This is a genomic window from Undibacterium paludis, from assembly GCF_022568815.1.
Classification (GTDB): Bacteria; Pseudomonadota; Gammaproteobacteria; order Burkholderiales; family Burkholderiaceae_D; genus Undibacterium.
Window position 1 is genome coordinate 82,804 of the sequence record NZ_JAKZHX010000010.1, and the last position, 24,352, is coordinate 107,155.

At 52.7% G+C, this 24,352-nt stretch carries 24 protein-coding genes and 1 riboswitch; of the genes, 10 read left to right on the forward strand and 14 right to left on the reverse strand.

What is annotated here, in order from left to right; genetic code table 11:
• Positions 1-11: 11 nt before the first annotated feature.
• The gene (locus LZ463_RS17725) at positions 12-257 is read right to left on the reverse strand and encodes a hypothetical protein (RefSeq protein WP_241457145.1); all 246 of its coding nucleotides are present in this window, start codon (positions 255-257) and stop codon (positions 12-14) included.
• Complete coding sequence (locus LZ463_RS17730; protein WP_241457146.1) at positions 235-1,131, reverse strand: diiron oxygenase; 897 nt, start codon at positions 1,129-1,131, stop codon at positions 235-237. The genes LZ463_RS17725 and LZ463_RS17730 overlap by 23 nt, the downstream gene beginning before the upstream one ends.
• A 493-nt stretch (positions 1,132-1,624) precedes the next feature.
• Here LZ463_RS17730 and LZ463_RS17735 point away from each other — a divergent pair, with 493 nt between their 5' ends.
• The 6 genes from LZ463_RS17735 to LZ463_RS17760 all read left to right on the forward strand — a co-directional run bounded on the left by LZ463_RS17735 (position 1,625) and on the right by LZ463_RS17760 (position 5,970).
• Complete coding sequence (locus tag LZ463_RS17735) at positions 1,625-2,914, forward strand: RNA polymerase sigma factor (RefSeq protein WP_241457147.1); 1,290 nt, start codon at positions 1,625-1,627, stop codon at positions 2,912-2,914.
• A 129-nt stretch (positions 2,915-3,043) separates the two neighbouring features.
• Positions 3,044-3,466 (forward strand): VOC family protein, encoded by a 423-nt coding sequence (locus tag LZ463_RS17740; RefSeq protein ID WP_241457148.1) that lies wholly within the window; start codon positions 3,044-3,046, stop codon positions 3,464-3,466.
• A gap of 66 nt (positions 3,467-3,532) precedes the next feature.
• A complete protein-coding gene (locus tag LZ463_RS17745; RefSeq protein ID WP_241457149.1) occupies positions 3,533-3,895 on the forward strand; it encodes a YciI family protein in 363 nt (120 codons plus the stop codon).
• 11 nt (positions 3,896-3,906) lie between these two features.
• On the forward strand, positions 3,907-4,296 hold the full coding sequence (locus LZ463_RS17750; protein ID WP_241457150.1) for a VOC family protein: 390 nt from the start codon (positions 3,907-3,909) through the stop codon (positions 4,294-4,296).
• A 72-nt stretch (positions 4,297-4,368) separates the two neighbouring features.
• Entirely contained in the window at positions 4,369-4,773 is a 405-nt protein-coding gene (locus LZ463_RS17755; protein ID WP_241457151.1) for a VOC family protein, read from the forward strand.
• Positions 4,774-4,992: 219 nt separating this feature from the next.
• Positions 4,993-5,970 (forward strand): alpha/beta hydrolase, encoded by a 978-nt coding sequence (locus tag LZ463_RS17760; protein ID WP_241457152.1) that lies wholly within the window; start codon positions 4,993-4,995, stop codon positions 5,968-5,970.
• A gap of 242 nt (positions 5,971-6,212) precedes the next feature.
• On the opposite strand, the gene LZ463_RS17765 is transcribed toward LZ463_RS17760, so the two are convergent.
• Positions 6,213-6,782, reverse strand: a complete 570-nt coding sequence (locus LZ463_RS17765) for a flavodoxin family protein (RefSeq protein ID WP_241457153.1) — start codon at positions 6,780-6,782, stop codon at positions 6,213-6,215.
• A 76-nt stretch (positions 6,783-6,858) separates the two neighbouring features.
• On the reverse strand, positions 6,859-7,560 hold the full coding sequence (locus LZ463_RS17770; RefSeq protein ID WP_241457154.1) for a pirin family protein: 702 nt from the start codon (positions 7,558-7,560) through the stop codon (positions 6,859-6,861).
• Between the two features lie 118 nt (positions 7,561-7,678).
• On the opposite strand from LZ463_RS17770, the gene LZ463_RS17775 reads away from it, so the two are divergent.
• Both LZ463_RS17775 and gluQRS read left to right on the forward strand, forming a co-directional pair.
• On the forward strand, positions 7,679-8,596 hold the full coding sequence (locus LZ463_RS17775; protein ID WP_241457155.1) for a LysR family transcriptional regulator: 918 nt from the start codon (positions 7,679-7,681) through the stop codon (positions 8,594-8,596).
• Positions 8,597-8,619: 23 nt separating this feature from the next.
• On the forward strand, positions 8,620-9,510 hold the full coding sequence (gene gluQRS / locus LZ463_RS17780; protein WP_241457156.1) for a tRNA glutamyl-Q(34) synthetase GluQRS: 891 nt from the start codon (positions 8,620-8,622) through the stop codon (positions 9,508-9,510).
• A 250-nt stretch (positions 9,511-9,760) separates the two neighbouring features.
• Here the strand turns inward: gluQRS and LZ463_RS17785 are convergent, their stop codons facing one another.
• Positions 9,761-10,210 (reverse strand): hypothetical protein, encoded by a 450-nt coding sequence (locus tag LZ463_RS17785; RefSeq protein WP_241457157.1) that lies wholly within the window; start codon positions 10,208-10,210, stop codon positions 9,761-9,763.
• Positions 10,211-10,486: 276 nt separating this feature from the next.
• Positions 10,487-11,155 carry a hypothetical protein gene (locus LZ463_RS17790; protein ID WP_241457158.1) on the reverse strand — a complete coding sequence of 223 codons (669 nt, stop codon included), beginning with the start codon at positions 11,153-11,155 and terminating at the stop codon, positions 10,487-10,489.
• A 309-nt stretch (positions 11,156-11,464) separates the two neighbouring features.
• Positions 11,465-11,551: riboswitch (cyclic di-GMP riboswitch) on the forward strand.
• Between the two features lie 80 nt (positions 11,552-11,631).
• Between LZ463_RS17790 and LZ463_RS17795 the strand changes: the two genes are divergently transcribed.
• The gene (locus LZ463_RS17795; RefSeq protein WP_241457159.1) at positions 11,632-14,505 is read left to right on the forward strand and encodes a putative Ig domain-containing protein; all 2,874 of its coding nucleotides are present in this window, start codon (positions 11,632-11,634) and stop codon (positions 14,503-14,505) included.
• A 114-nt stretch (positions 14,506-14,619) separates the two neighbouring features.
• Here LZ463_RS17795 and LZ463_RS17800 read toward each other — a convergent pair whose 3' ends face one another.
• From LZ463_RS17800 to LZ463_RS17815, 4 genes are all read right to left on the reverse strand, one after another.
• A complete protein-coding gene (locus LZ463_RS17800) occupies positions 14,620-16,032 on the reverse strand; it encodes a multicopper oxidase family protein (RefSeq protein WP_241457160.1) in 1,413 nt (470 codons plus the stop codon).
• A gap of 38 nt (positions 16,033-16,070) precedes the next feature.
• Positions 16,071-17,480, reverse strand: a complete 1,410-nt coding sequence (locus LZ463_RS17805) for a TolC family protein (protein WP_241457161.1) — start codon at positions 17,478-17,480, stop codon at positions 16,071-16,073.
• 103 nt (positions 17,481-17,583) lie between these two features.
• A complete protein-coding gene (locus LZ463_RS17810; RefSeq protein WP_241457162.1) occupies positions 17,584-17,967 on the reverse strand; it encodes a hypothetical protein in 384 nt (127 codons plus the stop codon).
• Positions 17,968-18,029: 62 nt separating this feature from the next.
• The gene (locus LZ463_RS17815) at positions 18,030-18,638 is read right to left on the reverse strand and encodes a LysE/ArgO family amino acid transporter (protein ID WP_241457163.1); all 609 of its coding nucleotides are present in this window, start codon (positions 18,636-18,638) and stop codon (positions 18,030-18,032) included.
• A 183-nt stretch (positions 18,639-18,821) separates the two neighbouring features.
• Here LZ463_RS17815 and argP point away from each other — a divergent pair, with 183 nt between their 5' ends.
• Positions 18,822-19,733 carry an HTH-type transcriptional regulator ArgP gene (gene argP, locus LZ463_RS17820; protein ID WP_241457164.1) on the forward strand — a complete coding sequence of 304 codons (912 nt, stop codon included), beginning with the start codon at positions 18,822-18,824 and terminating at the stop codon, positions 19,731-19,733.
• Here the strand turns inward: argP and LZ463_RS17825 are convergent.
• The 4 genes from LZ463_RS17825 to coaE all read right to left on the reverse strand — a co-directional run bounded on the left by LZ463_RS17825 (position 19,674) and on the right by coaE (position 24,147).
• Positions 19,674-20,978, reverse strand: a complete 1,305-nt coding sequence (locus tag LZ463_RS17825; RefSeq protein ID WP_241457165.1) for a sensor domain-containing diguanylate cyclase — start codon at positions 20,976-20,978, stop codon at positions 19,674-19,676. The genes argP and LZ463_RS17825 overlap by 60 nt on opposite strands.
• 56 nt (positions 20,979-21,034) lie before the next feature.
• Positions 21,035-22,144, reverse strand: a complete 1,110-nt coding sequence (locus LZ463_RS17830; RefSeq protein WP_241457166.1) for an ABC transporter substrate-binding protein — start codon at positions 22,142-22,144, stop codon at positions 21,035-21,037.
• A gap of 213 nt (positions 22,145-22,357) precedes the next feature.
• Positions 22,358-23,506, reverse strand: a complete 1,149-nt coding sequence (gene coaD / locus LZ463_RS17835) for a pantetheine-phosphate adenylyltransferase (RefSeq protein ID WP_241457167.1) — start codon at positions 23,504-23,506, stop codon at positions 22,358-22,360.
• Entirely contained in the window at positions 23,503-24,147 is a 645-nt protein-coding gene (coaE, locus tag LZ463_RS17840; protein ID WP_241457168.1) for a dephospho-CoA kinase, read from the reverse strand. Before coaE ends, coaD begins: the two co-directional genes overlap by 4 nt.
• Positions 24,148-24,352 lie beyond the last annotated feature (205 nt).

Consider the following 24,352-nt stretch of genomic DNA (forward strand, 5'->3'; position numbering starts at 1 on the left):
GCCACTGCAACTTATTGCAGGTAATGCAGTTGCACCCTGTCCAGCGTCCTGACCTTGTCGAGCACAGTGTCGTCGACCACGACTTCCCTGCCGCTGATTTCTTCGATAATGAGCACGTATTCCACAAAACTCAGGGAATCGACGACGTCGTTTTCGATCAGGTCAAGATCAAGTGGAATATCGTTCAGGTATTTTTTCTTCGACAGCAGCCACTGTTTGATTTCATTGATCTTGTCAAGACTGATAAGCGGGTTCAAAACTTGTCTCCTCTTTTAATAAATGGGTATCTGCCAGCAGCGCCAGGACTTTTTTCAGCAACTCGCGTGAATGAAATTCTTGCCGGTTGCGGTCACTGAGCAAGGCGCTGCGGACTGCCATGCCGCTGGCAAAGCCAGCGTCGCGGTACATGGCCGGGTTGTACAGGGATTCGATGGTGACCTGCACGTATTTGCGCAAATGGGTCGAGACCTGCTGCAGCACTTCTGGTGCATAGTCGGTCGTGATGCCATCGGCGAGCCTGGCCAACAATGCACGGCCAAACGTGATATGACGCGATTCGTCATTACGATGCGCTTCATTGATTTCGCGTATGAAGGGGTGGACACGCTCATCAAGAGCAATTTTCAGGTTGTAGTAATGGCCGACTTCTTCGAAGATGAAAATCTGCGCAAAGCGCACCAGAACGGCCAGTCTGGGATCAAGCTTGAGCTCGGTCAGCTGCAGCTTCTTGTTGCCGTAAATCTTGCCTGCATAGTTTTCACAGAATTTGGCGAAGTACCACATGTGCTGGTTTTCTTCGTCGATGAAGTGATGCAGGTAGTCATTGGCCTCTTTCAGCAAGGGTGTATGCAAGAGTTCAGCCACGCCTGCAATCAGTTCCTGCTCCCCGGTCACATTCAGGCTGAAAAGATTAATGCATTCCCATTTGCTCAGCAGCTTGCGCTGCTGTTCACTGGCCTGTTCATAATAGGGTGTGCCATAAATCGTCAGCAATTCAGGGCTGACCCACCAGTCGCTTTCGCTGATGTCGTCCACCCAGTCAAAGCGGGTGAAGCTGAATACATGACGTTCACGGGATAACTGCACCAGTTTGGCGATGCGGTCGGTATACATGTTTGGGGCCATGCTCATCGTTTGATGTCTCCATTGATGCAAGTCAATGCGTTAAAATTCAGTCTTGTCATTTTGAAATGTCGCTTTAACTACATTAATGAAAGTCCGACAACACCGTCTATGAGATTTGGTAGAATTTTTAATCTAAGTTTCTGGCACAAAATTTGATTTTCAGAAACTTTCTGTATGCTGAAAAAGCAGGAAAAATGATCTGTCTCAGACACAGACAGCAACGAGGGCCATCGCCATGGGACCGTTTCATGTGCACAAGCAAAAACCTGAGCAGTCAAACAGGATGACGCCTTGATAGTGGTAAAAAAAGCACACTCGTCCTAAAAACATCATGCACCATGCGCAATACAGGAATGATGTATTTCCTGCCGGCATCATCAAAAAATTTACTTTACATTAATGTTTTTAAGCAGGACCAGCCTGGGGTGAGCTAGAATCACTGATCTGTTTTTTTACAAGCCTGCCGCGAAGCACACCCGCTTACCCAGTTTGCAGAGTGATGAATTCAAACAACGAAATAAATCAGCACATCAGGCATGTCTATCAGCAAGAGTCGCGCCGGGTGTTCGCAACACTGGTGCATCTGCTGGGGGATTTTGACCAGGCGGAAGAAGCCCTGCATGAAGCCTTCAAGGCAGCGCTTGAACAGTGGCCATCCAAGGGACTGCCTGACAATCACTACACCTGGCTGGTGTCCGCCGGGCGCTTCAAGGCCATAGACCATCTACGCAGGCAAAAGCGCTTTGACCCGCTTGACGAGCATATTGATACGCTTGAATCACTGGTCGATGAGAACGTCACAACAGATGACGCTATCCTCATGGAGGACGACAGGTTGCGTCTGATCTTCACCTGCTGCCATCCGGCACTGGCCGCCGATGCCCAGGTCGCCCTGACTTTGCGCGAAGTCTGCGGGCTCAATACCGAAGAGATTGCCCATGCCTTCCTGATACCTGCCCCTACCCTGGCGCAACGCATCGTCAGGGCCAAGGCAAAAATACGTGATGCAAGAATACCCTACCAGGTCCCCGCTAAAGAAGAATTGCCAGCGCGTCTGCACAGCGTGCTCAAGGTGATTTACCTGGTCTTTAACGAAGGCTATTCCAGCTCGGCAGGACAGGCGGCTTTGCGGCACGATCTCGCCGCTGAAGCAATCAGGCTGACACAATTGCTGCAACAATTATTGCCGGAGCCTGAAGTGACAGGCTTGCTGGCGCTGATGTTGCTGCATGAATCGCGCCGCCCGGCGCGTACCAGTGCAGCAGGTGAACTGATTTCGCTGGAACAGCAAGACCGTCAGCTTTGGGACCAGGCACTGATACAACAAGGCTCGGCCATGGTGGAAAGCGCCCTGCGCTCGGGCCGCTTTGCCGCCTATACCCTGCAGGCAGCCATCTCTGCCGTCCATGCCGAAGCAGCAACTTATGCCGCCACTGACTGGCCACAAATTGTCGGCCTGTATGACGCACTGTTGAGGATAGAACCAAGCCCGGTCATTGAATTGAACCGGGCAATTGCCATCTCCATGTGCGATGGCGGTTTGCAGCACGGCTTGCGACTCATTGATGTCTTGCTGGAAAAAGAAGAGATGCAGGGCTACCATCTTGCCCATGCCGCCAGGGCTGATCTATGCAGACGCAGCAATAATTTACTACAGGCAAAATTGTCTTATGAACGCGCCCTGGGCCTGTGTAAACAAGAACCGGAGCAGCGGTTCATGGAACGTAAGCTGGCTGAGTTGAATGCCGAATTAAAGACCAAATTAAAGACCGGATTAAAGACCGAATAAAAGATTTTTGAATTTTTTTAAAAATATTTTTGACGTCATGTCGATTTGTTGTCTGGCCATTCGACTATGGGATGTGGAGATGATAAACGCCACTAACCTGTTACATAAAATCAACCGAAAGGAAATACCATGCTGCATCCTATCCCTTACCTGGCTTTTGACGGTAACACCAAAGAAGCCATGCGTTTTTATGAAAGAACCCTGGGCGGCAAGATCACCATCATGATGAGCGGCGCAGAATCGCCCATGGCGGCGATGATACCGGCAGAATCTGCCCACCGCATCCTGCATGCCCGTCTGGAATTGCCTGGCGGCGGACTGATTTTCGCTGGCGACTGCCCACAACAGCAAGCCTATGAAGGCATCAAGGGTGTGTCTTTCACGCTCAACTATGACACGGTGGAAGAAGCCCAGAAGATATTCAATGCACTGGCCGATGGCGGGCAGATCACCATGCCCATGCAGGGTGCATTCTGGGCCAAGAGCTGGGGCATGCTGGTCGACAAATATGGCACACCCTGGATCATCAATGGTGAACCTCTTCCGGTTTAATATTGACCAATATTGACCAATATTGACCAATATTGACATCAACATTCAAGTCCGCCTGGAGCCAACATGAAATACCTTTGCCTGGTTTATCTCGACAATGAACACTGGAATGCCTGCCCCGATGAAAAGTGCGCCGCCTATGCCCAGGGTCTGATGGACAGCGGTCACATGCTGGCAGCAGAACCCCTGCACCCGGTGCACACGGCCACCACCGTCAGGGTCAGGAACGGGCAATTGTCGGTCACCGACGGACCCTTTGCCGAAACCAAGGAATTGCTGGCCGGCTTTTACCTGATCGATGCGCGAGATTTGAATGAAGCCATACACCTGGCTTCAAAAATCCCGCCCGCCCAGCATGGCAGCATAGAAGTGCGCCCCGTACGCACGCTGGACCTGCCTGCGACGGCGGCAATTCCAAGCGCACATTAAAGGATGACAACATGCACAAGCAAATCTTTGTAAACCTGCCCGTGAAAGACCTGGCCCGCTCCAAACAATTCTGGAGCAGCCTTGGTTACAGCTTTGACCCCAAATTTTCCAGTGACAAGGCCGCCTGTATCATCTTCAGTGAAAACATCCTGGTCATGTTGCTGGTTGAGGAGCTGTTTGCCAGTTTCGCCCACAAACCTGTCTGTGACGCCCATGAGCGTGTCGAGGTCCTGCATGCCGTCTCTTGTGACAACCGTGAACATGTGGACAGCCTGATCGCCAAAGCCAGGGCCGCAGGCGCCACCGTGCCTGATGAAGCAGAAGACCACGGTTTCATGTACGCACAGGGTTTCTATGACATTGATGGCCATGGCTGGAATTGCTGTGCGATGACACCTTAAGCCCAATGCCAATAAGGCGGCACAATGCGCTGCCCCCACCCCTACCAGTACAACAAATTAAAGGAAGACAACATGCACAAGCAAATTTTTGTAAACCTGTCTGTAAAAGACCTGCCGCGTTCCAAAGAATTCTGGAGCAGTCTCGGTTATAGTTTTGAGCCTAAATTTACCAATGACAAGGGCGCCTGCATGATACTCGGTGAAAACCTGTTCGTCATGCTGCTGGTCGAAGAATTCTTCGCCGGCTTTACCAACAAACCCATCAGCGATGCACGTGAACGTACTGAAGTGCTGAACTGCCTTTCCTGCGACAGCCGCGAACAGGTAGACAACCTCGTCGCCAGGGCAAAGGCTGCGGGCGCCACCGTACCTAAAGAGCCGATAGACCATGGATTCATGTATGGACATGGCTTCCACGATATCGATGGCCATGGCTGGGAATTGGTACACATGGTCGCAGAAGGTGAATGCAAATAAATCAGCGCAAGCCTGCCTGATGTATCAAACCGCCTGCCTGCTCAGGCGGTTTTTTAATGTACGCCATTTCCCCATCATGCAATTCGTCACGGCAGATGCATGCTTGGTCACAATTCCTGTCACCTGCTCTTGCTGACGCGGCATACTGGTTCTGTTCTGTCTGGTTCTGTGAGACAACACATATACCAGTACATATCCTCAATTTGCATGGAATACAAAATGGAAATTCTCTTCCGGTTATGCCGCTCACACGCCCTGTTCAAGGTGCACACTCTATTGTGTCACTTGATCAATGATGTCAGCAGACTTGCCTTGTCCTGCGTCAGTCTGGTTTTATTGATGACAGCTTCGGCACATGCGGCCATGCCAGCACAAGAATATGAAGTCCAGCGCGACATCATTTATCAGCATGTGGGTGATGAAACCCTGACTGGTGACTTATACAAACCCAGGGGAAATGGCAAATATCCGGTAGTGATCGCTGTCCATGGCGGCGACTGGCGCTTTGCTGATGCCAGTCTGTACAAGCATTGGGGGCCGTATCTGGCAAAAAACGGTTATGCCGTTTTTGCCGTTAATTACCGCCTGGTCAAAGACAAGAACAATCTTTATCCAACTGCAGTACATGATGTGCGCGCAGCCGTGCAATTCTTGCGGCAACAGGCAGAGACCTACCAGCTTGATCCGGAACACATGGGCCTGATGGGCGATTCTGCCGGAGCCCAGCTCGCAACACTGGTGGCACTGGCTGGCGATCAGCCACCATTCTCGGATGGCATGAGTCCCACTACCAGGGTCAAGGTTTGCATAGGTATTTATGGCAGCTATGATTTGACTTCAAAATGGGAGCATTCAAATCGCTACTTCCCTGACAATAATATTGCACAAGGTTTTCTGGGCAGCAGCCTGATTGATAACCGCAAAATCTATTTTGAAGCGTCTCCACTGTCTTATGTGACGCGGGACAACAATCAAACGCAGTTTTTGTTGAGCTGGGGCGCGAAGGACAAGTTTGTTGATCCACAAGGACAGTCGATTGCATTCATGCATGCCTTGAAGCAGGCGGGATATTCTGTGAGTTCTGTGGTATTGAAGAATGCGGGGCACTATTGGGCTTCTGAGCCCATCAAAATTCCCGGGACGGATTCTGGATATCTCGCACCGCGCCTGTTGCAGTTTTTGAAGGAGAAGCTGTAGTAAATTCGGGTTCTTTCGTGTTCTTTGAGTTGCTTATGCAATAGGGTATTGGTCAATTAATCACATACTCAAAGTCGTCATTCCAGAGTGTTTTTAGCTGGAATCCAAAGGCTTTCCTGGTGAGCTATTTCAAGAATTAATTCAGATTCATCGTGATTGCATATCGATGTTTTTAAGCATACTCACATAAAAAAAGCCCATCAAATCTGTGACCTGGTGGGCTGTATTATTTCAGTTTCAGTTCACTTAAACTTCTTAGTAACTTCTGCAATCCGCTTGCCAAACAGCTTTGCTGTTTCCAGGTCGCCTGGCAAAGGACCTTCTTCCGGAGTGGAATCAGAAGGTGATTGCGTCATCAAACCAGCGAAACTGGCGACATAGTTAATATCATTGCGTTGCGCTGCCTTGCTATTTGCAGGCATCAGGCCCGTGCCTACCCAGATCATGGAATGCTGTTGTGACAGGGTGAACAGATAATGCAGGGTCGACAGTTTATCGCCGTTCATCGATGCAGAATTGGTAAAGCCTGCGGCAATCTTGTCTTTCCAGACCTGGCTGTACCAGGGCTTGGATGAGGCATCGGCAAATTTCTTGAACTGCCAGGATACTGTACCCATATAGGTTGGCGAACCAAAGACGATGGCATCGGCTGCTGCCAGGCTGGCCCATTGTGCGTCAGTAATATTGCCTTCTGCATCAATCTTGATCATCTCAACTTCTGCGCCGCCCATGCCAACACCGGTCTGTACGGCTTCGGCAGCCTTGGTCGTGTGGCCGTAGCCGGAATGGTAAACGATAGCAACTTTAGTCATGTCATTACTCCAGGTTTGGAAGATTAAATTTCATTCTGAAGACTGGCTGATGCCAGTCTTCAATCAAAACAGTAGATCAATGTGGCAGATCAAATACCAGCACTTCTGCCTGATTGCCCTGCTCCAGCACCAGTTTTTCTTCTGCCGCCAGCATCAGGGCGTCCCCCTCTTTCAGGGACTGACCATTTACAGTCAGCTCACCACGGGCTATATGTACATAGCTCAGGCGATTTTTATCCAGGGTCATTTCTGCCCGCTGGCCTGCATCAAACAGGCCGACATAGAGACGTGCATCCTGACGTATCCGTATCGATGATTCAGCGCCATCACCCGATACCACCAGGCGCAGGCGCCCCTGTTTTTCTTCACGGCTGAACTCTTTTTCACCGTACAGGGGCTCGCCACCCAATTGATCCGGCTGTATCCAGATTTGCAGCAAACGCGTGTGCTCGGTATTGGCCGGATTGAACTCGGAATGGCGCACACCAGTGCCGGCACTCATGTACTGCACATTGCCCGGACGTATGGTGCTGCCATTACCCATGCTGTCTTTGTGCGCAATCGCCCCTTCCAGGACATAGGTGATGATTTCCATGTTCTGGTGAGGGTGGGTGCCAAAACCCATGGCAGGCGCAATCCAGTCATCATTGATGACACGCAGCGGACCAAAGCCCATATGCTCTGGATCATAATATTCTGCAAAAGAAAAGCTGTGATAAGACTTCAGCCAGCCGTGCTCGGCATAGCCGCGTTCTTGTGATGGTCTGATAGCAATCATTTTTATTCCTTCAAATTTCCTGACCTACATGGTCAGTCGATGTACGTACTATATATGAGCAAAAAGATTGGGATAAGGGTAAAATTTCCGACAACTCATTCAAATTAATTGAACAATCGTGAACCTGACTCTGGAAGCACTGCAAATCCTTGACGCCATAGACCGCAAGGGCAGCTTTGCGGCAGCGGCAGCGGCGCTCGACAAAGTGCCGTCAGCCATCACCTACAGCATACGCAAGCTGGAAGAAGACCTTGATGTGCTGCTCTACGACAGGCGCGGTCACAGGGCCAAACTGACTATCGCCGGTGAAGAATTGCTGGCACAGGGCCGCAACCTGCTCAATGCCGCCCAAGAGCTGGAAAACCGGGTGAAACGTGCTGCCACCGGTTGGGAAGCCGATCTGCGCATCGTACTCGACGGCATCATACAGTTTGATGACCTGATCCCCCTGATCAAGGAATTTGAGTTACAGGGCTGTGGCACCCGCATACGCATCACCCAGGAGATATTGTCCGGCGTGTGGGAAAGCATGGTCCAGGGTCGTGCCGACCTGGCCATAGGGGCAGCCTTTGACGGGCCAGACGCCATACGCATGCGCGGTGAATTCCAGACCCGCCTGCTTGGCAATGTGGACTGGGTGTTTGCCGTAGCGCCACAACATCCTCTGGCCAAGGTCACCGAACCCCTGAACCCGGAAGTCCTGCAGGTACACAGGGCCATCGCCATTGGCGACACCGGCCTGACCCTGCCATCGATGACTGCCGGGCTGTTGATAGGCCAGGACACCCTGACCGTCCCGACCATGCAAGCCAAGCTGGCAGCACAACTGGCCGGCCTGGGTTGCGGCCATTTGCCGCGCCGCATGGCCCTGCCACATTTGCGCAGCGGCGCCCTGATAGAAAAACAGACTGTCGCCAGCCGCCCTTCGGGTGATAATCGCGTGGTCTGGCGCAGCGCCAACAAGGGCAAGGCACTGCACTGGTTTTTGCAAAAACTGAATGATCCTGTTGTACAGCGCATGCTGCTGGGTAACTGAGTGATAACTGAAGAATGTCAGGCATGACAAGGCATAAAACAAAACATCAAATTTATACCGGACGTTTCGCGCCCTCTCCAACCGGCCCGCTGCACATGGGTTCGCTGGTCGCTGCCATGGCCAGTTACCTCGATGCCAAAGCACATGACGGCATCTGGTTATTGCGCATGGAAGATCTTGATTTTGACCGCAATGTCAAAGGCGCCGACCAGCACATCCTGCAATCCTTGGAGCGCTGCGGCATGCAATGGGACGGCGAAGTCACCTGGCAAAGCCAGCGCCAGGCCCTGTATGAGACCGCTTTGCAGAAACTTGGGAATAATGTCTATCCCTGCGCCTGTTCGCGCAAGGAAATCGCTGATTCGCGTCTGCGCATGGGTGAAGCCGCCAGCCAGGTTTACCCCGGTACCTGCCGTCAAGGCATCGCCCCCGGCAAGGTCGCACGCGCCTGGCGCTTGCAAGTACCGGATCAGGTCATTGCATTCACTGATCGCTTGTGCGGAAAACTAAGCCAGAACCTGGCGCAGGAAGTGGGGGATTTTGTATTGAAGCGCGCTGATGGTTTTTGGGCCTATCAACTGGCTGTCGTCGTCGACGATGCCGCCCAGGGCATCACCGACGTGGTGCGCGGCGCCGATCTGATCGACTCCACTGCACGGCAAATATACCTGCAAAAGCTGTTGGGATTGCCAACACCAACCTATCTGCATGTGCCTGTCGTCACCAATGCCCATGGCGAAAAACTGTCCAAGCAAACCGGGGCTCTGGCTTTTGACCGCGATGGAGTCGACATCCTGCATGAAGCTCTGCTACCGGCAGCCAGGTTTCTTGGTCTGAAGATGGATGACAGTGTTGACGACATCGCTACTTTCTGGAGCAAGGCCATACCTGCCTGGCGAGAAAAATTCCTATAGCAAAAGGGCGCGCAGAGCCTCCCCCTTTGCATGACACGAATTTCTTAGAGGCTGTTGCAAAATTAACCTGGCGTTGTTGCGCCTCCCGAACGTAAAACCCGGTACTAAAGTACTGCCTGCGTCGGCGACGGTGTAGTCGGGGTTTCAGACAATATATTGTCTGCCGACGTAACGGGCACCCCTTGCAAGGGGTGCTTCCATAGCGCGTTAGCCTAGCCATCGTAATTTCGCAACAACCTCTTAATGTAAATCAATCATCCTTGCCATGACCGTGACCATGGCCATGACGTTCGCCATTTGAGCGTTCATAGCCGTCGCGTCGATAATCATGATCTTCGCGATAACGTCCATCACGATAGCGCGGGACGACCTGGGTGTTATACCAGTTCTCTTGCACGAAATAGACGGGACGGCCGCAGGCATCGTAGCGGTAGCAGTGTTTTTCCCACTTGTTTCTGTGGCCGGGCGGCACAACCAGATAAAGCGGCTCCTGGACAACGCGCACCCTTTCAACGATGCGAGGTTCACGGTAAATCACTTGCGGCTGCGGAAACTCGCCTATATTGACTTGCCCGTAAAAACCAGGTTGCCCGAATTGTACGGATACGCCAACATTCTGCGCCTGTGTTTGCCCGGCCAAAAGCAAGCTCAGGCAACTACCAGCTGTCAGCAGGATTGTTTTAACTGTGGCGATTTTCATTTTTTACTCCTTTTTTTAACTGTCTGAATTGAAGCTAAGTTGAAGTCAAGTTAAAAATATATAAAGCATAACTTCTACTCTGGCAGTTTTCGCTAAGCGCTATGGGTGCGTCCATTGTCTCTTAACGTTTTAACCTGCAATCTGTTGACTGAGCCCTCTTTTTTTACATCTGACAAGCCTGCCGCTGATTTATTCCACTGTCTGTACGTCAACACACACTTCATTTTTTGGGTCGGTAAGCCTCAATACTACTTTAGCAAAAACACAAGGAAACAACTATTTGGCAGAAAGATTTTCAGCCCATTGCTGCGCCCTGGCATCCAGCGCTGCACGGCGATCGGCAGGCAGTTTCACGCTCAGTTGCGCCAGGCTGCTGCGCTGGGATGCGCAGACAAATTTCGTGTCACGCTTGCCAAACTTGCGCTTGAGTACACATTCAAGGTGATTGGCGCCGGCGATATCTTCGTAAGCAGTCTCCAGCGATTCAGGAAGTGTACTCAGGTAACGCAACACGATTTGCGCCGACATGTCGCGATAGGCGGGATCACCAGCACCGGCGTCATGGGTGTATTTCACCGCATCTTTCAATGCCGCAAATGCCTCAGGATTCTTCTTGATATTTGGTATGCCTGGTGTCGATAATGTTTCGCTGCTGCCATCTGTCGAAGTCATCGTGACTGCCCAGCCGGAATTTTCTGTCAGCTTTTCTTCAAAGCAGGCCAGGCGATTACTTGCTTCTGCCGCCAGCAGTTTTTTTGCATCTGCATTACCCTCTGCCGCCAGTCTGCGGTTTTTGTTCAACAAGGCCTGAAGATCTGCGCGAACCGGTTTGGCCAGCAAGAGATTACAATCGTCAAGACTGACTTTTTCAGCATGGGCACTGACGCCAGAAGTCATCAGGAAAAACAATAAGGCACTGCAACGGAAAGCAAATAATTTATTCATGAATAGCCCGGATAATTGAATGTGCGTGATCTTTTTTAATGGCTTTCAAACATATCAAAATCAAGCGCTAAAAAAAGAAGCCGCGATGCTGACACAGCAACGCATTTATGTGAAATTGTTTTACAAATTTAAACTCTTCTTCTTTTTACATGCATCCTTGAAAAGTATTTTCAGACAGAAAATCTCATTCCATTATCACTCTGAAATCATTCAATATTTAAGTGCCATCGATTCCACAATCCCTGACATTTCAGCCCTTTTCAATACAAAAATTTCCCACTAACCTGTGATTGCAGTTTTCGATAAAAAAATTTTTGAGGGCAAACCCGTTGAAAAACGGGGACGCAAAGCCACCGGCCTGTAGCGCTGACGCGCCATGGTAGCGGGGTTGCTGGTTCATGCTGAATTGTCTTTTTGATTTCAGCAAAAATATGAACTACAGAATCACAGCCCTCTACATACATTGGAGTGCTTTCGTGATCATCAAAACAAAAACCAAGTCCACATCACACCGGCTTTTTGCCTGGATGATTTCTTTCACTACTGCAACAATGCTTGCGGCATGTGGTGGTGACAATACCCAACTCAGCCAGTCAAGCACAGCCTTGCCGCCGGCGCCGACAGCAACAGGCATCACAACCCTGGAGGCCACACTACCTGTATTACCACCTGATATCGCTGCGCAAGCTGTCATTCCAACCTTTCATCTGGCACCTGTCTTGCTTGATGCCCCAGCAGATACAGACAGCATCGACAGTAGCAGATCAGCTCGCCTGCCAGCGGCGGCTCTGGCCATACCGAGAGAACTGCAAGGCGTGCGCGGACGTGGTTTGACAGTAGGAGCAATACGTTCCTTGCCACGACCACAGCTTGCACCACCACCAGCCGGTGAGAATGCTCAACCTATGGCTGGTACCTCTGTCGTTTCAACCTACACACCTGCGCAAATCCGTGCTGCATACAGTCTCCCTGCGCTTCCGGCAAGTACCAGTGGCCTGACAGCAAGCCAGACTGCACAGCTTGGTGCAGGTCAGACGATTTATATTGTTAACGCAAATCACGATCCCAATATTGTTGCAGAGCTGAATGCTTTTAATCAAAAATTTGGTCTGCCAGCATGCACGGTAAAGAGCATACCTGCAAGTACAGCTTTACCTTTACCAGCTGCATCAGGCAGCACGTGTGAGTTTTCTGTCGTCTACAGCACCAGTGCAGGTGGCATGACCAGTAGCACGCCAGCATTCGATTCTGGCTGGGCTACGGAAATCGCGCTTGACGTGCAATGGGCGCATGCCACCGCACCATTGGCCCGTATCATTTTGATTGAAGCTGCGGACTCTTCCATGAATAACATGGTAGGAGGAATCAAGCTGGCCAATGCAATGGGACCTGGCGTAGTCTCCATGAGTTTTGGTTCAAACGAAGGTAGCTGGACAGCTGGATTGGAAAGTACATTCACTACCGCCAAAATGACTTATCTGGCTGCAACTGGTGATAACGGTCCAGCTGTCGAGTGGCCGGCAGTTTCTCCCAATGTCGTTGCAGTTGGTGGCACCAGTCTCACCTACTCGGGGACAACTCGCACGGAGGTAGCCTGGTCAAATACCGGAGGTGGCGTTAGCGCATACACGGCGACACCAAGCTATCAGAACAATACCGTGCCGGGTGTGGGCACGCCTGTGCGCAGAACCGTGGCTGACGTATCAATGAATGCTGACCCAAACACCGGGCAATATGTCGCCGTCATGACGCCGGGAAGTAGCGTTGTAAACTGGGTCAGTGCAGGTGGCACCAGCTTGTCCACGCCACAATGGGCCGGGGTGATTGCCATCGCCAATGCGACTTTGGCTCAGGCAGGAAAATCTGTTTTGGGTGCACCGCATGCGGTCCTGTATAACAAAATTGCGACAACGCCTGGCAGTTATGCCAGCAGTTTTGCCGACATCGCCAAAGGTAGCAATGGCACTTGCGCAAGCTGCGTTGCAAAAACCGGACATGACCAACTGACCGGTCTTGGTACACCCAATGTCACCAGTTTATTAAGCACATTAGGTGGCACAGTCATTGCGACAGCACCAACCGTGACATCGGCAGGCATCAGTGGGCAAGTTGGGACTGCATTGAGTTTTACCGTATCGGCAACCGCAGATAATCCACTCACCTATACCTTGAGTGGCAACCCGGCTGGCATGAGCATCAACAGCAGCGGCATTGTCAGCTGGGCCACGCCTGTAGCAGGTACATACACGGTGGTCGTTACTGCGCTGGATGCAAAAACGGGGCTGAGCGGTAAAGGCACTTATACGATCGTTATTTCGGCTCCTGTGCCACCAGCGATTTCTGCCACCACCATCAATGGAAAAGCAGGTACGGCACTTACCTTCAATATAACGGCAACTTCCACCAATCCGCTGACCTATAGCATCACTGGCGCACCAAGCGGCATGACGGCTACTTCTGCGGGTGCTGTATCCTGGCCAACTCCAATTGCAGGAACTTACTCAGTAACGGCGACTGCACTCGACACAAAAACCGGATTGAGCAGCAAAGCTGTCTTTACCGTTGTGATTGCTGCTGCAACACCTCCAGTCGTTACTGCGGCAACGATCAATGGCGTGGCGGCAACAGCATTGACTTTCAACGTAACAGCAACATCTGCCAACGCAATGACATATAGCCTGACAGGTGCGCCAACTGGAATGACGATAAGCGCTACAGGAACTGTAAGCTGGGCCTCCCCTGTTCTTGGCACATATTCAGTCACAGTCAATGCAACGGACAGCAAGACAGGTTTGACGGGCAAAGCCGTATATACCGTTGTAATTGCTCAGCAACCGGCCCCTGTCGTGACTGCGGCGACGGTCAATGGGACGGTTGGCACTGCGCTGTCATACACAGTAGCTGTCAAGTCATCGAATCCCGTCACCTATACACTGACTGGCGCGCCAGCCGGACTGACTATCAGCAGCTCTGGCATGATCAGCTGGGCTAGTCCTGTTGCAGGAAATTATGCTGTCACAGTACTTGCCAAAGACAGCAAGACGGGCTTGAGCGGTCAGGCGGTCATCAGCATCAGCGTTGTAGCATCAGGCTTGAGCATCAACGCCCCCGCAATGACAGGGACTGCAGGCAAGGCGCTCACGGGCAGCATCACTATCAACGCACCAGGTGCGACCTCGATTTCCATCTCTATCACGGGTGCGCCTCTTGGCCTGGGGTTTTCAATGAGTGGGCTGAGCATTGCAACCAGCTGGGCCAGCCCTGTAAAAGGCAGCTACACCATGCTTATTACCGTGACTGACAATCTGGGAAGAAAGGCAACTGCCAGCGTACCTATCACGATCAACTGAAATCTCTGTTGAGACTATCAACCAAGCGATCAAGCAAACACAAAAGGCGAGGCACAATGCTCCGCCTTTTGTGCATTGACTTTGGAGATTTCCATTGCCTGCGGCCATACTCTTTTAATGTCCGCCATGACCTTGTGGCTTGCGTACCTGCACTTCTACCTCTGGTGCGGCATGTGTGCCCTGTCTCACCCCTGCGTGTGGATCAGCAGGCTGACGTGGTGCATCAGCCACGGGGCCATCATATTCATACGCGACAGTTCCCTTGGGGTGACGGAACCAGCCCGGGTCTTTATAGTCACCCGGCTTTTGGTCCTTGCGCACTTTGACGACGCTGAACATGCCGCCCATTTCCAGCCCGCCAAACGGCCCCTCGCCCGTCATCATGGGCAGGGTGTTGTCAGGCAGGGGCATTTCCATCGCCCCCATATCAGCCATGCCCTTGTCACCCATGGTCATGTAGGAAGGAACGAGCTTGCTGATCTTGTCTGCCACGTCCTTGTGGTCCACCCCTATCATCGTTGGCACAGTGTGTCCCATGGCATTCATGGTGTGATGACTCTTGTGACAATGGAAGGACCAGTCCCCCTCTTCATCCGCCACAAACTCCACCTGACGCATCTGGCCTACGGCGATGTCCGTGGTCACCTCGGGCCAGCGAGCAGTCCTCGGCATGGGGCCGCCATCCGTGCCGGTCACGGTGAATTCATGACCATGAATATGGATGGGGTGATTGGTCATCGTCAGATTGCCCACACGTATCCTGACCCTGTCGTTCTTGCGTACATTCAGGGTATCAATGCCGGGGAAAACACGGCTGTTCCATGTCCACAGATTAAATTCCGTCATGGTCATGATGTTAGGCTTGAATGCACCGGGCTCTATGTCATAAGCACTGAGCAGGAAAATAAAATCCCTGTCCACTTCATCTATCTGCGGATGTTTATTTTTGGGATGTGTAACCCATGATCCCATCATGCCCATGGCCATCTGCGTCATTTCATCGGCATGCGGGTGATACATGAAAGTGCCGGGGCGACGTGCCACAAATTCATAGACAAAGGTCTTGCCCGGCTGTATCGATGGCTGCGTCAGACCTGACACACCATCCATGCCATTGGGCAGGCGTTGTCCATGCCAGTGCATGCTGGTATGTTCTGGCAGGCGGTTAGTGACAAAAATGCGCACCCTGTCGCCTTCCACCACTTCTATGGTTGGGCCAGGGCTTTGGCCGTTATAACCCCACAGGTGAGCCTTCATGCCGGGAGCCATTTCACGCACAACGGGTTCGGCCACCAGATGGAATTCCTTGACGCCATTATTCATGCGCCATGGCAGGGTCCAGCCGTTGAGGGTGACAACCGGGTTATACGGACGGCCATTCTTTGGTTGTAATGGTGGCATGGTGTCCGGGCTGACTTGCGTGACTTCTTCCGGCAAACCAGCCAAAGCGACTTTACTGACACTGGCAGCCGCAAGTGCTCCGCCAGCGATGCCAGCCATCTTGAAAAAATTTCTTCTGTTGTTCATGGTAATCCTCTTGGTCTTGTAGCGACATCAAGCCGCATTCAATGCGCAGCTTCCGGTGTGGCAGATGATTTGACGCCTGTCACAGTGGTCACAGATGGTTTGCCGACCAGTTCGGCCTGCAAGGCAGCATCAGTCAGCCAGAATTGTTGTTCGGCATTGATGGCGGCCATTACGCTGTTGATTTGTTCACGCGTGTCCGCCAGCAGTTCAAACACGCTGATGAACATGCCGTTGTAACGTAGCTGATTCTCTGCCGAGATACGCTTGCGCAACGGCACGACCTCATCACGGTATTGTCTGGCGATGTCATACATGGTCCTGTAGGCCGAGTAGCTGACACGCAGGTGTGAGCCGGCATTGTTGACAGTCTCCTGCAATCGGTAGCTGGCTGCCAGGGTGCTGGCATTCATGGCGGTGCGCCTGGCATCGCCCCAATCGAATACCGGCAATCTGATGCTGACTTCCACACCGCGTTTGATTTCAGCCTTGCCAGCATCATCAAAAATGGTATTACGCCTGACGCCAAGCTCGATATCGGTAAAGCTGCTGACCAGGTTCAGGCCCTGGCGAGCGGCAGCGGCATCAAACTCTTGCTGCGCCAGACGTATGTCGAGACGGTTTTTTGTCGCCAGCGTAGCCACATCCTGCGCCGGGCGCGGCGCAGCTGGCAAATCCGGCAGGCGTTCTGGCAGCGTCAGTTTTTTTTCCTGTTCATCATTGAGCCCCAGCAGGCGCACCAGCTCTTCACGTGTAGCCAGGCTGGTATGACTGGCCAGATTGAACTGGGCTACGGCATCTGCATGAAACGCCTGCTGGCGCGCTTCCTGCAGCGTATTGAAATTGCCCGCCTTGCGCATGCGCCCTGCCAGTTCTGCGCTGGCGTCAGCAGCCTCCATCACCTGCTGTGCATACACCATGCTTTGCCGGGCCGCCACGGCCTTGACCCAGGCCATGCGCACCTGACTGACGCGTTCTATGACATCCATGCTCAGTTGCGTCTGCGCCTGCGCAATATCATGTTGTGCCATTTTCTGCCGCTGTGGCAGGCTCAGGATATCAAGCAAGCCCATGCTCAGCATGCGGCCTATTTCAAGCTCACCGGTCTGGCGGCTGCGCTCGAAGTTAAACAAGGGATTGCTGATGCGTCCACCCTGCGCTGCATTGGCCATGTTCGCCTGATGGCTGGCCAGCAAGGCTTGCAGGGCCGGGCTGTTGAGCAGGGCCAGTTGTACCGCATCGTCTTGTGATAAAGCCTGATGCAATAAACCATTGGCCCTGGCCTGCATATCGACACGCTGGCCGGCCTGGCCGGCCAGCTTGAGCTGGCCCTGGGTAAAACCGCCATAGTCGCGGTTGATATTTTGTGTACTTTGTTCAATATCTGCGCTAGCGCAGCCAGTCAGTACCAGCATGGCCGGCAACAGATATCGATAAGAAAGATGCAACATGATGTCCTCACGTGAAAACCTGTGACCCCGCTCAATAGGGAGGTCAAAAAGATCATTGGTATTTACGATGGCAAGTGGCATGAAACGTCATGCCGTCGCCTGTTCAGGTGTGGGAATACCTGGGTGGGCGTTCAAGCGTGCTGGCTGATACCGAGGCGGGTAACAGTACGGGCAGGACCTGCACATCATTGTGCACAGGTGTGAATACGGGTAATTGCGCTGCAGGCATCAGTGCCATGCCCATGCAACAAGGGGAAGCAGACTTACAGTGATCGTGGACTTTACCTTGCTTGACCAGCGCGTCCGCAGTAGCGCCTTTGCCATCCATGTTCTGGCAATGCGGGTTGTCAGCAACGGCAGATTGCATGGCTGCCAGCTTGCCCGACATGCCCATGGCGCAGCCAAAACCGCTGGCCACGGCAAAGCCCTGCAAGGGCAGCAGTACCAGTAAGCAGCAAGCAATCAGCAGACGCCAGGACTTTTTCATGCAGCGAACTTATCACAAATCCGGTTTTTCAACAAATGAACACATCGAAACTTAACAAAACACTAACCCAACAGCAAGTTCACAGCAAGCAACAGCATCACCACACCAATCAGGCTATCAAGTATGCGCCAGGCTTTTGGCCTGGCAAACAAGGGAGCCAGCAGGCGCGCACCAAAACCCAGGGCCACAAACCAGATCAGCGCATTCAGGCCAGCACCCATGGCAAACCAGTACTTGCCATCACCCGCCTGCTGTCCGCCTATCGCCCCCAGCAGGACCACCGTATCCAGATAGACGTGGGGGTTAAGCAAGGTCACGCCCAGCACAGCCAAAGCCGCCTTGCCCGCCGTCAGGCCCGCGCCCCCGGTTTCTGCCACCAGGCTTTGCTGGCTGGCGGCAGCGCGCAAGGACCGCACGCCATACCAGATCAGGAATGCCGCCCCACCCCAACGCGCCATGGAGAGCAAGAAGGGCTGGCTTTGAATGATGCCACCCACGCCTGCCACCCCGGCCAGTATCAGCAGCATTTCGCAGACGACACAGATCATCACCGTCAGCGCCACATGTTGCCTGCGCAATCCCATGCGCAAGACATGCGCATTCTGCGAACCGATTGCCATGATCAAACCCGCGCTCATGCCCATGCCCTTGAGTATAAAAGCCAACATCATCCGCCTCCTGTTTGTTGATGCAGGGATTTTGGGCAAGAAAAGGTTTAATATGAAGTGAATTTAAAATATTTCCGAATTCATTAAAATTTCTTAATTTAATAAACGCACCTGAATTCCTTTGCAGCGCCGTGTTTAGAGGTCTGCACTGAGAACACCACGGATTCAAGATATAACCATAGAAAAATGCAATCACGACTAGACAGCCGCCAGTGTGAAGCCTTTCTCAGCGTCATCGACTGCGGCAGCCTGGAGCTGGCTGCGCAGGCATTGACACTGACCAGTTCTGCCGTTTCACAGCGCATCAAGGCACTGGAAATGGAACTTGGCACCACCCTCCTGGTACGCAGCCGCCCTTGCCGCGCTACCAGTGCCGGGCAAAAGCTGGTGCAGCATCTGCGTCGGGTTGCCGAGCTTGAGCAGGATTTGCAGAGTGAATTCTCTGGTCAGCAAAGCGCCGCCATACGCATCGCACTGGCAGTCAATGCCGACAGCCTGGACAGCTGGCTGCTGCCAGCCCTGTCTGACTTTCTGATCGCAGAAAACATCCTGCTCGATGTGGCGATTGATGATCAGGATCATACCCATGACCTGCTGGAAAGCGGCATGGTGCTGGGCTGCATCTCTGCCGAACCGCAAGCCATGCGTGGCTGCCAGGCAGTGTCCCTGGGCGTCATGCGGTATCAACTGGTAGCCAGCCAGGCCTATTGCGACCGCTGGTTCCCGCAGGGCATGACACGCGAAGCGGCAAGACTGGCCCCCGTGCTGACCTTCAACCGCAAGGACAAGTTGCAGTCACAGATATTGCTGGAACATTTCGGCCTGACAGAGCAGGCCTATTCGACCCACTATGTACCGGCCACCACGCCCTATAACCGCGCCATCCTGCTGGGACTGGGCTGGGGCGTAATACCCGAGCTCATGCTGGCGACACTGGAAGAACAAAACCCGCTGGTCAGGCTGATGCCGGCATATGCAGTTGACGTAGCCCTGTACTGGCATCACTGGAAGGTGCAGACGCCGCGCCTGGCGCGCTTGTCAGCCACCCTGGTCAACAAAGCCAGAAGCGCTCTGATGCAAATCAAGGGCAGCACTTGAGGCCGCATTGGGTTGCACCTGGTTACGGCCATGCGACTTGGCAAAATACAACCATTGATCTGCCCGCTGGACCAGGCTTTCCATGCTGTCTGCCGCCCTCAGTTCTGCCACCCCAAAGCTCGCCGTGACATGCAGTACCTGCCCCTCAGCCAGGCTGACGGACAAATGCTGCTCGACCTGCTGCCGGATACGCTCTGCCACTTCAACGGCAGCGGTAAAGGCCGTTTCCGGCAGGATCAGGATGAACTCCTCTCCACCATAACGCACTACCCAGTCAACCTCGCTGCGCAAGGCATTTTTCAGGCTTTGGGCAAAGGCGATCAATACCTTGTCGCCTATAGCATGTCCATATAGGTCATTGACAGACTTGAAATTATCGATATCGCAAAACAATACCGATAAATGTCGCTGATAACGAATCGCCCTCTGCATTTCACCTGGCATGCGTTCATTGAACAACAGGCGGTTGTAGCAACCGGTCAGACCATCGGTGATCGCCAGTTGCTTGAGGGCGCGCATTGCTTCTTCCAGCTGACTGGTGCGCTCTGCCACCAGTGCATCCTGATTGGTAATGTGTTTTTGCAGGCTGTCCTGCATGGTGCGAAAACCATCAACGACCAGGTCAATTTCATTATAAGAATTTGCCGGTCGACGCTTGAGTTCCAGCTTGGTCGATAACTGGTCGGCTTGCAGATTCTTGACAAAATCAGCCAGCTGACGCATGGGTTTTTCGAGATAATGCCGCAGTATCGCCACCACGGCCACATAAATGAAAACCGACAGCACCAGGGTTTCTGCCAGGACGACAATAAAACTGCGCAGCAATTCACGCCGCAATACGCTTTTGTCAATGACAAACTCGACCGAACCAAGCGACCTGCCGGGGTCAGCCGGGGCCGGTATATCAAACACCATGCGCTGGCCACCCACTGCACGCTTGACATCGCCGCCATTGAATTGCTGACCAGTACTGGCCCGTATGTTGACGTAGGCTATCGACGTATTTTTCAATATCAGGCGTATCTGCTTTTGTATGGTTTGCAGTTCTATGTCCCAGAGCGTGACTGACAACAGCGGCAAATGTGCCTGCGCCACATCATTGATCGCCATATCGAAATTATCTTCGATGGCGCGGTAATTGAACCAGGCCTGCAGGCTGCTGACCAGTACCACACACAGGATCACCCATTTGAAGACTCGATGTATCAACAAACTGGCAATGGGCTGTAAAGGTGTATCGCTCATGTAGGCAACTCTGCTTGTTTCTATTTACAGCTCTCGATCCGCTGATTCCGGTGTGCTTACTTCAGCAATTGACGAAAACTGAAATCATATTTTTTGATTGCCGGATTGATGGCCTTGCTGAATTTTTTAAAATCAATTTGCGTGAAATTCAAATTACCAAAAAGCTGCTGGAATCGCTGTGCTTCTTCAACACTGAAGAGTATAAACATCGGTCTTTCCAGTTCCAGCCCCTCATCGGAAAAATCCTTGCCGTGATGATAGTCGTACAACATTACCAGGCTGAATGCTCCTGCCACAAAATGACCGCCAGCCAGAGCGCTCAGCTCGCCCGACACCAGCGAGGTCAAAGCTTCGTTTGAAGTATTGATGCCACTGAAGAAAGCATCGCGACCAGGTTTGCCGCCACGGGTGCGCCAGCTTTCCATGGCGCCAAAAGCCATCAGGTCATTGCCAGCCCAGATCAACCTTGTGCCGGGATAACGCTGGTATAGCCAGGTGCTTTGCTCCTGTGCCTTGCTCCGCTTCCAGTCACCATATATCACTTGGTCTATAACGACATTTTTTGCCTCTGCCACGGCGCGGCGCATACCTTCATTGCGTTTGTACGACGTCGTGGTAGACCGGTCGCCAGCTACCGCCAGCATATGCAATTTACCGTCACTGCCCACTAGTTTTTCTGTCATGCCTCGCTGTATCAAGGCGCGTGCAGTCAGGTAACCCGCATCCTCCGCCCTGGGCTCCAGGCCGCCAAGCCAGCCCTTGTATGACTGTCGTGGTTGCCCCAGCATCTGCCTTTCGACCTTGTCGATGATGCCGCTATAGGCAAAGAAAGTCTTGATTTGCGCTGCATCCAGTATTCGCAAGACCTCAGCGCCAACACCATAGTCATTTGACAGGATCACATAGTCGGGCCGTCCAGCCTTGGGCCGTGCGGCAATCTGCCTGGCAAATTCAACGGTTTTCAGGTGGTCACGTTCGGCATACATGACATCAAGTTGCACACCCAGGCTGCGTGCTGCAGCCGTCATGCAATTGGTAGCAGTGACCCAATAGACCTCGTCCGATTTACCTGGATTGAGAAACGTGACCGACATGCCGGGAGCGGCAAAAGAAACTGCCAGATAAAACCAGCCCGCAAGCAGCAAGCCCAAACGATAAATCCACACTTTTGCCTCCGCGCGTCCTGTCCTGCGCCGGCCAGGGCAGCAGATAGGACAAGTCCGCCTGCGCTTGCCATTTCGACAGCATGTGCAGAACGTTTATCTTCAGACTCTATTTTGGCGGTTTTGAAAAAGAAATGTTGCTCATTCACAAAAAATCACATTTATTCAGCCTGCAGGCAGGGCCTGCCCCCCTGCCTGAAAACTGCGTAGCAATGTTCAGATTTTTGCTTTTTCACGCCTGATATTTTCCAGTGCCTGGCTGGTGTACAGATCAGAAAACCAGTTATCGGCATACAGCTTGCCCGCCTCTGCCTGGGCTTCAAAATAACTGAGCACCCTGCCCCTGCCATTGCTGTAGGCGACATCATCCACCTCGCCATATTCACTGCGCACAGCCCTGGCATAAGCGTCATAGGTATCAGTAGCCTGACCCAGTATGGCCAGATCAACGCTGAGCATGGCATCCTTCAACGGATGATGCAAGCTGGCACACTGGAAATGATCGGTCACGCGAATCAGGTCGGCAACGTCCTGTGCACCCTGTACATCCTGCGTACCCAGACCCGCACTCAGCCACAGCCTGGCGCTTTGCTCTTCATTGGATAGCGCAGCATGATCAGCCTGGCTGGTGCCGTACACGGCATCATGAAACCAGAAAGCCTTTTTGAGCGTCGCCACGTCCTGGCTGGCAGCACCGGTATTGCTGGCCCACGCAGCAATCTCACTGAGGCCATGCACCAGATGATCAAGATTGTGATAGGGACGGCGGGCGGCGCCGTAAGACTGTTCGCCCGTCAGGTAATCAAACCAGTGCTGCAGCCTGGCCTTGTCAACTGCCGGCTCACCTGCCCACAGTTTTTCCCAGTCGGTGCGCAACCAGCTTTTGATCCAGGCAATATAAGCTGGCACAGGCATGAATTTTTTGACTGTCCAGTGCCAGCCCACCGGCCCCTGCAAGGCACGCACAAAGCTGGAACTGACCGAACCGAGGTCACGCGGCGGCATCACAAAGATGGTCTTGGCGCCACCCAGCACATCGACATTGGTTTGTTGTATCAGGTTTTCATAATCGAAGTCTGCAGTATTGCGTATGCCGCGCACCAGATATTCTATGCCATGGCGCTTGGCCGCACGGGCTGTGTAATCGCCCTTGACGATGACAACGCTGACATTGTCCCAGCCGCATTCAGCCACGCTGCGCTCAATAATATCCTTGCGTTCGATCGCATCAAACTGTGGCTTCTTGACCGGGTTTTCAGAAATAAAAACCACTACTTCATCCGCCAGGGCGCGGGCCTCTTGTATCACCCATAAATGACCATTGGTGATCGGGTCCAGCGTGCCAGAGAATGCGATTTTTTTCATAATGTGCTCCAGTGCGACATATAAGTAAGGTGTTGCTGCAAGACCGCCTGTTCCAGTTCGGTGGAGCCAGCATGGTTGATGATCAGGGCATTGGCATGCCTCCTGTACTCATCTGCCGTAGCTTGCATTTTGAAAACCTGCCTGATTTCCGTCTCCGTCCAGCCGGGATTGCGCCGTCGAACACGTTGCAGGCGAATTTCAGCATCGGCATGCACCAGCAAAGCGCTATCGTACATGAAGCCGCCAGCTTCATCAGGCAACAGGGCTGACTCCCAGATCACATAGGCTGCGGTTTGCTGAGTCGTCCACCGCTGCATCGCTGCCAGCACATGAGGTTTCAGCAGACACTGCAAACGGCGATTGGCAGGTGCGTCATTGACCAGTACCGTGCGCAAGATACCACGTTGCAGGCGACCATCACCAGCAAGCAGTTGGGGCAACTCCTGTGCAATCTGTGCCATCGCGGGATGTTGCGGGTCTTGATGGATTGCCCTGGCAACCACGTCGACATCAATAACCGGCACACCTTTTGCCGCAAAACAGGCCGCAGCACATGATTTGCCGCTACCGATGGCGCCGGTCAGCAGCACGACATGTGGACGCCTGACATTGTCAGGCAAAGCAATTGAGGAAGCGTTCATGTCGGGGCTTTTTATTCAGGACTGTCAATTCAAATTTCCATTATTTGGTCGATCAACCAATATTATCCCGACAGCTGATAAGGTGCAAGAATAATTTGGTCAATTAACCAAATTATTCTTCGAACAGATCTTCACAGATGAAGCACTGCCAGGATTTATGCAGGCAAACACAGTTCAACCGCAATTGCCTGATTGTCTTCACCAT

What these genes read in the sequence shown, in the direction of transcription:
- LZ463_RS17730 (WP_241457146.1), bottom strand. Translation starts at nt 1,131, where the DNA reads ATGAGCATGGCCCCAAACATGTATACCGACCGCATCGCCAAACTGGTG.
- LZ463_RS17735 (WP_241457147.1), top strand. Translation starts at nt 1,625, where the DNA reads ATGAATTCAAACAACGAAATAAATCAGCACATCAGGCATGTCTATCAG.
- LZ463_RS17740 (WP_241457148.1), top strand. Translation starts at nt 3,044, where the DNA reads ATGCTGCATCCTATCCCTTACCTGGCTTTTGACGGTAACACCAAAGAA.
- LZ463_RS17745 (WP_241457149.1), top strand. Translation starts at nt 3,533, where the DNA reads ATGAAATACCTTTGCCTGGTTTATCTCGACAATGAACACTGGAATGCC.
- LZ463_RS17750 (WP_241457150.1), top strand. Translation starts at nt 3,907, where the DNA reads ATGCACAAGCAAATCTTTGTAAACCTGCCCGTGAAAGACCTGGCCCGC.
- LZ463_RS17755 (WP_241457151.1), top strand. Translation starts at nt 4,369, where the DNA reads ATGCACAAGCAAATTTTTGTAAACCTGTCTGTAAAAGACCTGCCGCGT.
- LZ463_RS17760 (WP_241457152.1), top strand. Translation starts at nt 4,993, where the DNA reads ATGGAAATTCTCTTCCGGTTATGCCGCTCACACGCCCTGTTCAAGGTG.
- LZ463_RS17765 (WP_241457153.1), bottom strand. Translation starts at nt 6,782, where the DNA reads ATGACTAAAGTTGCTATCGTTTACCATTCCGGCTACGGCCACACGACC.
- LZ463_RS17770 (WP_241457154.1), bottom strand. Translation starts at nt 7,560, where the DNA reads ATGATTGCTATCAGACCATCACAAGAACGCGGCTATGCCGAGCACGGC.
- gluQRS (WP_241457156.1), top strand. Translation starts at nt 8,620, where the DNA reads ATGACAAGGCATAAAACAAAACATCAAATTTATACCGGACGTTTCGCG.
- LZ463_RS17785 (WP_241457157.1), bottom strand. Translation starts at nt 10,210, where the DNA reads ATGAAAATCGCCACAGTTAAAACAATCCTGCTGACAGCTGGTAGTTGC.
- LZ463_RS17790 (WP_241457158.1), bottom strand. Translation starts at nt 11,155, where the DNA reads ATGAATAAATTATTTGCTTTCCGTTGCAGTGCCTTATTGTTTTTCCTG.
- LZ463_RS17800 (WP_241457160.1), bottom strand. Translation starts at nt 16,032, where the DNA reads ATGAACAACAGAAGAAATTTTTTCAAGATGGCTGGCATCGCTGGCGGA.
- LZ463_RS17805 (WP_241457161.1), bottom strand. Translation starts at nt 17,480, where the DNA reads ATGTTGCATCTTTCTTATCGATATCTGTTGCCGGCCATGCTGGTACTG.
- LZ463_RS17810 (WP_241457162.1), bottom strand. Translation starts at nt 17,967, where the DNA reads ATGAAAAAGTCCTGGCGTCTGCTGATTGCTTGCTGCTTACTGGTACTG.
- LZ463_RS17815 (WP_241457163.1), bottom strand. Translation starts at nt 18,638, where the DNA reads ATGATGTTGGCTTTTATACTCAAGGGCATGGGCATGAGCGCGGGTTTG.
- argP (WP_241457164.1), top strand. Translation starts at nt 18,822, where the DNA reads ATGCAATCACGACTAGACAGCCGCCAGTGTGAAGCCTTTCTCAGCGTC.
- LZ463_RS17825 (WP_241457165.1), bottom strand. Translation starts at nt 20,978, where the DNA reads ATGAGCGATACACCTTTACAGCCCATTGCCAGTTTGTTGATACATCGA.
- coaD (WP_241457167.1), bottom strand. Translation starts at nt 23,506, where the DNA reads ATGAAAAAAATCGCATTCTCTGGCACGCTGGACCCGATCACCAATGGT.
- coaE (WP_241457168.1), bottom strand. Translation starts at nt 24,147, where the DNA reads ATGAACGCTTCCTCAATTGCTTTGCCTGACAATGTCAGGCGTCCACAT.